Annotated in this window: 6 protein-coding genes; 1 reads left to right on the top strand and 5 read right to left on the bottom strand. The window is 65.9% G+C overall.

Annotated features, from left to right (window positions below; all coding sequences use genetic code 11):
* The 3 genes from ACHFFZ_RS15630 to ttdA form a co-directional block, all read right to left on the bottom strand.
* The coding region (locus ACHFFZ_RS15630) for a helix-turn-helix domain-containing protein (RefSeq protein ID WP_394277526.1) at positions 1 to 878 on the bottom strand (878 nt) is incomplete at its 3' end.
* Between the two features lie 65 nt (positions 879 to 943).
* Positions 944 to 1,684, bottom strand: coding sequence for a L(+)-tartrate dehydratase subunit beta (ttdB, locus tag ACHFFZ_RS15625; protein WP_394277525.1), 741 nt, complete (start codon positions 1,682 to 1,684; stop codon positions 944 to 946).
* 53 nt (positions 1,685 to 1,737) lie between these two features.
* Entirely contained in the window at positions 1,738 to 2,640 is a 903-nt protein-coding gene (gene ttdA, locus ACHFFZ_RS15620) for a L(+)-tartrate dehydratase subunit alpha (protein WP_394277524.1), read from the bottom strand.
* Positions 2,641 to 3,378: 738 nt separating this feature from the next.
* On the opposite strand from ttdA, the gene ACHFFZ_RS15615 reads away from it, so the two are divergent.
* Positions 3,379 to 4,773, top strand: a complete 1,395-nt coding sequence (locus ACHFFZ_RS15615; RefSeq protein ID WP_394277523.1) for a DASS family sodium-coupled anion symporter — start codon at positions 3,379 to 3,381, stop codon at positions 4,771 to 4,773.
* An 87-nt stretch (positions 4,774 to 4,860) separates the two neighbouring features.
* Here the strand turns inward: ACHFFZ_RS15615 and ACHFFZ_RS15610 are convergent, their stop codons facing one another.
* Positions 4,861 to 5,910: an NAD(P)-dependent alcohol dehydrogenase gene (locus ACHFFZ_RS15610; protein ID WP_394277522.1), complete on the bottom strand. Its 1,050-nt coding sequence runs from the start codon at positions 5,908 to 5,910 to the stop codon at positions 4,861 to 4,863.
* A gap of 94 nt (positions 5,911 to 6,004) precedes the next feature.
* Positions 6,005 to 6,308: hypothetical protein (locus tag ACHFFZ_RS15605; RefSeq protein ID WP_394277521.1), on the bottom strand; the 304-nt coding region annotated here is incomplete at its 5' end.

The raw sequence follows: 6,308 nt of genomic DNA, 5'->3' as shown, positions 1-6,308 counted from the left end.
TGCTCCGTCAATTGCGCCCGGTACTGGGTCGGGGACTTGCCGAAGCTCTTGCGGAAGGCGACGTTGAAGGCCTTGACATCGGCGAAGCCATTGCTGGCGGCCACGTCCACCACCTTCAGGGCAGGATCGCACAGGTCGCGGGCAGCTTGTCGCAGCCGGACCCGCGTGATGTAGTCCAGCGTGGAGATGCCCAGGTGCCGGGTGAACAGCTGCGAGACATAGCTCGGGTTGTACCCGCTTTCGGCGCCCAGCTTCTCCAGTGTGATGCGCTCCGCGTAGTGGTGATCGATGTAGTTCAACAGCTGGTCGATGGCCCTGTTGCGGGACTCATTGCCCTGGACGGCCACGTGGCCTTCCAGTCGGGGAGGGAAGTGGGTGACCAGCAGGTCCAGCAGCTGGGCGAGGAGTCGTTCGTGGCGCACCAGTCCGACCGGGCTGGTGTCGGCGCCATCCAGCATCATGCGGGCCATCAGGGCGCGGATCTCGACGAAGACCGGCAGGCTTCGGGTGTGCTCGTCGGAGGCCAGGTCGAAGCGCACCAGGTTGTGGTCCTCGAACAGGTCCGCGAACCAGGACAGGTCCAGTTTCAACAGCAGCGCCAGGCTGCCTTCTCCTTGACTGAGGGTGGCATGGCTCACCCCGGAGTTGATGGCGACCACGTCACCGGGCTGCAGGCTGGTGATGCGGCCCCCTGCGGCCACCTCCATCTCGCCGCGCAGGGCCACGAGCAGCTCCAGTTCGGAGTGCCAGTTGTAATGGTAGGAGCCGATCTCGTAGATGTACTGGCTCAGCCGGATCCCCCGTTGCGGGCGTTCGATCCGCAGGTGGTACTCGTCTCGTGCCGCGACGGCTGTGGTCAGTTGGGACTCCTTCGTCATGTCGCCATCCTAGGAAGAGGTGATGGCCCGCCACCTGGAGGTGACGGGCCACGGACGAGTGGTGCTCACTTGATGTAGCGCACCTTCTCGTACAGCTTCTCCAGCGCCTCGTCCTTGCGCTGGTTGTAGACCACCTTGTTCTGTTCGAAGATGTTGTTGCCCTCGGTATCGATCGAGACGATCAGCGGGCCGAACTGCTTGACCCGGAAGGTCCACAGGGTCTCCGGCATGCCCAGGTCACGCCATTCAGCCCCCTCCACCTCCTCCACCTGGACGGCGGCGATCACGGCATTGCCGGCCGGGAAGACGCAGTGGAGGGCTCCGAACTCCGCACAGCCCGCCTCGGTGCCAGCGCCCATGCCTCCCTTGCCGACGATCAGCCGGACGCCGGTCTGCTTGATGAACTCGTACTCGAACTTCTCCATGCGGCTGGAGGTGGTGGGGCCGACCGAGACGACCTCGAACTTGTCGTCCTCACCCTCCACCTTGCGGATGATGGGCCCGGCGTGCAGGATCGCGCCGTCGCGCACGTCGACGGGCAGTTCGCGGCCGTACTCGATCAGGCGACGGTGCGCGACATCACGGCAGGTGGTGATGTGTCCATCGAGGAAGATCACGTCACCGATCTTGATGCCTTCGAGGTCCTCGCGACTGATGGGTGTGGTCAGGGTGATCCGGCGCCCGGTGCCGACATCGACCTCTGACGGGTCCTGTTGTGGGATGTCGGCCGCGACGGTAGGGACGGCAGGAATGCTCGTCTCCTCCGCGGCACTGGTGGGCTGGTCGATGGTGGCGTCAGTGCTCATCTCTGCTCTCCAAGGTGGTGATGGTGTGTGTCTGGCGGCAACGGCGGAGCCGTTCAGAGCTCGACGCCCTCGTGGGTGAGGAGTTCGTAGTTCAGGTCCTTGTCGAAGTGGATGGTGCCGCGACGGTGGGACCAGCACCCGGTGTTGACGGCCACGGACAGCACCGATGGGTGACGGGCGGAGTTCTCGATGTTGACACCCATGACGGACTTGGTGCCCCCCAGGCCCTGCGGCCCGAGGCCGATGGAGTTGATGGCCTCCTCCAGGTCCAGCTCCAGCTGGGCCGCCACCTCGTTGACACTGTGCGAGTGCACGGGACGCATCAGGGCCAGCTTGCTCATGAAGGCTGCCGCGTCGATGGAGCTCCCGATGCCCACGCCCACCAGCAGTGGCGGGCAGGCATTGAGACCGTAGGAGGTCATGACGTCCATCACGAACTTCACCGCACCCTCGTAGCCCTCGCCGGGCATCAGGGTGCGACCCTGTCCGGGCAGGGAGCAGCCGCCGCCAGCCAGGTAGACGTGCAGCTGCAGGTCATCCCGGCCCTCGGCGACGTCCCAGTAGATCCACGGCGACTTGGAACCGACATTGGTTCCCGTGTTGTACTCGTCGAAGGTCTCCACGGTGTTATGACGCAGCGGGGCGATCCTGGTCGCCTCGCCGATCGCTTCCTTGAGGGCTTCGGACAACCCGTCGATGTAGGGGAAGTGCGACCCGACCTGGACGAAGATCTGCACCAGGCCCGTGTCCTGGCAGCTGGGACGTTCCAGTTCGCCGGCGAGCTCCTGGTTCTTCTTCATCGTGTCGTAGATCATCAGGGCCATCGGCTGGCGTTCCTCGGTGGCCAGCGTGGTGAGCCGGTTGGTGACATCGTCGGGCAGTCGACGGCTGACGATGGCGGTGAACTTGGCCACGGTGTCGGTGATCTTCTCGAGACCCACCAGTTCCTGTGTCATCGCGGCACCTCCTTGTTCTGGGGTCGTATGTCTGTCGTGCTCTGGCACCAACACTTCCGGATCGCACGAGACCGGTCTGTGCGGATCTTGGCCACTTCATCGAACGCCCTCCAGCCTCCAGAGCGGACCCGGACGTCGTGGGGATGCACCGACCGCTGGAGATGAGCCATCTCGGCAAGAAGCATCTGAGCTAGTCACCTCCTCAATCACTCCGCATTGAGGGGCATGGCCACCCGAGCGCCACTGCAAAAGCACCCCCTTCGACGTGCCCCACACACATAGGTCGTCTCGTCGTCACTCCAGTTCGGGGACGACACCCAGCGAGCCCCGCCGCGTAAGCATGTCCCGTCCCGTTCGCCTGTCAGATCTCGAACGGCCGAATGGGGAGATTGGCAAGTCAAGGACATCATGAAGTTCCTGCCAGCGGATCATCGCTGCTCGTCATCCTGCATTCCGGGGAGGGTGATTCTTGAGAGGGACAAACCCCCCGGGCTGCCCCCTTCGGATTCCCCAGATATCCCTCCCCTCTTCCAGCTGATGCAGATCGGCACAGACCAGTCACCATCCAGCCCGAGAGGCTGGTCAGCAGGTGGGGCCGCCCTGTTGCCGGCCCAGCAGGACAGAGGGGACCCAGCCATGACGGACCACACGATCGACCGGCCGAACACCGTGAAAGCGCCCACGAAGCCTTCGCCACCGAACTCTCCCGACCATGAGGTGCGCCCTCTGTGGATGGCGGTGTCCGTACTGATCGGCGTCGTGTTGTGGTTCGTGCCCGCCCCGTCCGGTCTGGACGCACCGGCTTGGCATCTGTTCGCAATCTTCCTGGCCACGATCGTCGCGATCATCACCAAGGCCGCGCCCATGGGCAGCCTGTCCGTGATCGCCATGGCCTTGTGCGCAGCGACCCGCGTCGTCGCCCCCGGCGACCCGAAGGAGGCCATCTCCAATGCCCTGTCCGGCTTCAGCAATGGCACCATCTGGCTGATCGTCTCCGCCTTCTTCGCCGCCCGCGCCGTGATCTCCTCGGGGCTGGGCGAGCGCCTCGCGTACCTCTTCGTCAGGGGCTTCGGGCGCAGCACCCTGGGCCTGGCCTATGGCCTGGGCCTGGCGGACCTGCTCACCTCGCCGGCCATCCCGTCCAACACGGCCCGCTCGGGATACATCTACCCCGTCTTCAAGTCGATCGCCGAGACCTCTGGATCCCACACGGAGGACCCGAGCACCCATCGTCGGATCGGCGCCTACCTGGCGCTGGCCTGCTACAACCTCAACCTGGCCGTCTCGGTCATCTTCTTCACCGGGGCGGCGCCCAATGCGATGGCCGCCAAGCTCGCCGCAGACCTTGGGGTCCACGCGGACTGGGGCGGCTGGCTGAAGGCCACGGCACTGCCCGGACTGGTGGGCGCGATCCTGGTGCCGATCGTGCTCTACGTGATCTATCCGCCATCGCTGAAGAAGACCCCGGAGGCCCCGGCCATGGCAGCCGCCGAGCTGAAGCGCCTGGGCAAGGTCAGCCGCAACGAATGGGTGACCCTGGGCGTCTTCGCGCTCATGATCACCCTGTGGGTCATGGGCGATGACGTGATGAATGCCACCACCGTCGCCCTGCTGGGATTGGGGGTCCTGCTGGTGACCGGCGCCCTGACCTGGGAACAGATGAAGGGCGAGAAGGCCGCCTGGGACACCCTCACCTGGTTCGCGGCACTGGTGATGATGGGCACCTACCTGAACAAGCTCGGTTTCATCGGCTGGTTCGGCAAACAGGTGGGGGGACACATGGGCGGCATGAACCAGGCCGTCGCCTTCGCCGCACTGACGACGGTCTATGCCCTGTCCCACTACCTGTTCGCCAGCGGCACCGCACACACCGCGTCGATGTTCGCCGTCTTCCTGGGCGTCGGGCTCTCGCCGGGGCTGCCCGGCATCCCCCTGCTGGCCTTCCTCGGAGCGATCCCCACCCTGATGGGTTGCCTGACCCACTACGGAAACGGCCCCGCGCCGCTCTACTTCGGCGCTGGTTACGTGGAGATGGGTGCCTGGTGGCGCAACGGCCTGGTACTGGGCATCATGCACCTGCTGGTCTGGCTGCTCATCGGGCCCCTGTGGTGGAACATCATCGGCGTCTGGTGACACCTGCCCGGGCGGTTGCCTTGGACGGACCCAGCACCACCACGGGCCCGGCCGCCCCTGACGACCGGGCCCGCACGATCCTCCTGGTCAGAAGGTGGAGGTGTCGATCACGTAGCGGTAGCGCACCTTGGAGGCGACCACCTTGTCGTAGGCCTCGGTGATGTCCTCGCCACCGATCACCTCGACCACCGGCGCGATCCCGTGCTCACCGCAGAAGTCCAGCATCTCCTGGGTCTCGGCGATGCCACCGATGTTGGAGCCGGCGAAGATCTTGTTGCCGATGATCAGGCTGAACACGTGCAGGTCGACGGGCTTCTCGGGCGCGCCGACGTTCACCAGAGCGCCGTCCACCTTGAGGGTGCCGAGCAGGGCGTCGACGTCGTAGTCCGCGCTGATGGTGGACAGCACCAGGTCGAAGGTGCCGCGCAGCTTCTCCAGCGTGCCCTCCTCGCTGATGGCGTAGTAGTGCTCGGCGCCGAACTTCTTGCCGTCGGCCTCCTTGCTCATGGTCTGCGAGATGACGCTCACCTCGGCACCCATGGCGGCGGCGATCTGCACGGCCAGGTGGCCGAGGCCACCCATGCCGACGACGGCGACCTTCTTGCCGGGGCCCGCGCCCCAGCGCTTCAGCGGCGAGTAGGTGGTGATGCCGGCGCACAGCAGCGGCGCGGCCTTCTCGAAGGGGATCGACTCGGGGATGCGCAGCACGTAGTCCTGCTCCACGGTGATGCCCTGGCTGTAGCCGCCGGCGGTGGGCTTGCCGTCGCGACCCACCGAGGCGTAGGTCATGACGACGGGCCTGTCAGTGCTGGTGCAGAACTGCTCGGTGCCCTGCTGGCAGTACTCGCACTGGCCGCAGGAGTCGACGAAGCAGCCGACGCCGACCTTGTCGCCCTCCTTGAACTTCGTCACCTCGGAGCCCACCTGGGTGACGATGCCGGCCAGCTCGTGGCCGGGGACCAGCGGGAAGGTGACCGGGCCCCACTCCTCGCGGGCGGTGTGGATGTCGGAGTGGCAGATGCCGGCGTACTTCACCTCGAAGAAGACCTCGGTGGGGCCGGGCTCGCGGCGGGTGATGGTGGTCTTGTGGAACTGGCAGGTGCTGTCGTCGGTCGCGTAGGCGAGGACCTCGGGCATGGGTGGCTCCTTGGGTGGGATGGTCTGACCAGCACCCATTGTGGCGCGGCACTTTCCAGCTGGAAGTCTATTCCCCTCGACGCGAAGGGCCGCCTCACCGGTCGAGCTGTTCCTTGGGGACGCGGGTGACCACCGGCTTGGGGGCGGCGAGGGTGCAGTCGGGGGTGCGGCCCACCGCGGGGCCGAACTCGCGGCCGTCGAAGACCTCGTCGCGCACCAGCTCGTAGTAGGCGTCGAACTGGCCGTGGTTGGCCACGGCGGAGTCATAGGGGTTCTTCGCGGCGCACCGGGCGACGTAGTAGCCGATGACTTCGGAGAAGTTCTCGTTGGCGCTGCCCCTGCCGTAGTCGCTGAAGTTGCCGGTGCGGGCGTAGAGCGACTCGAAGCGGGTGTAGGCC

The organism is Luteococcus sp., from assembly GCF_043424415.1.
Classification (GTDB): Bacteria; Actinomycetota; Actinomycetes; order Propionibacteriales; family Propionibacteriaceae; genus Luteococcus.
This window is presented reverse-complemented; position numbering and strand designations above follow the sequence as displayed.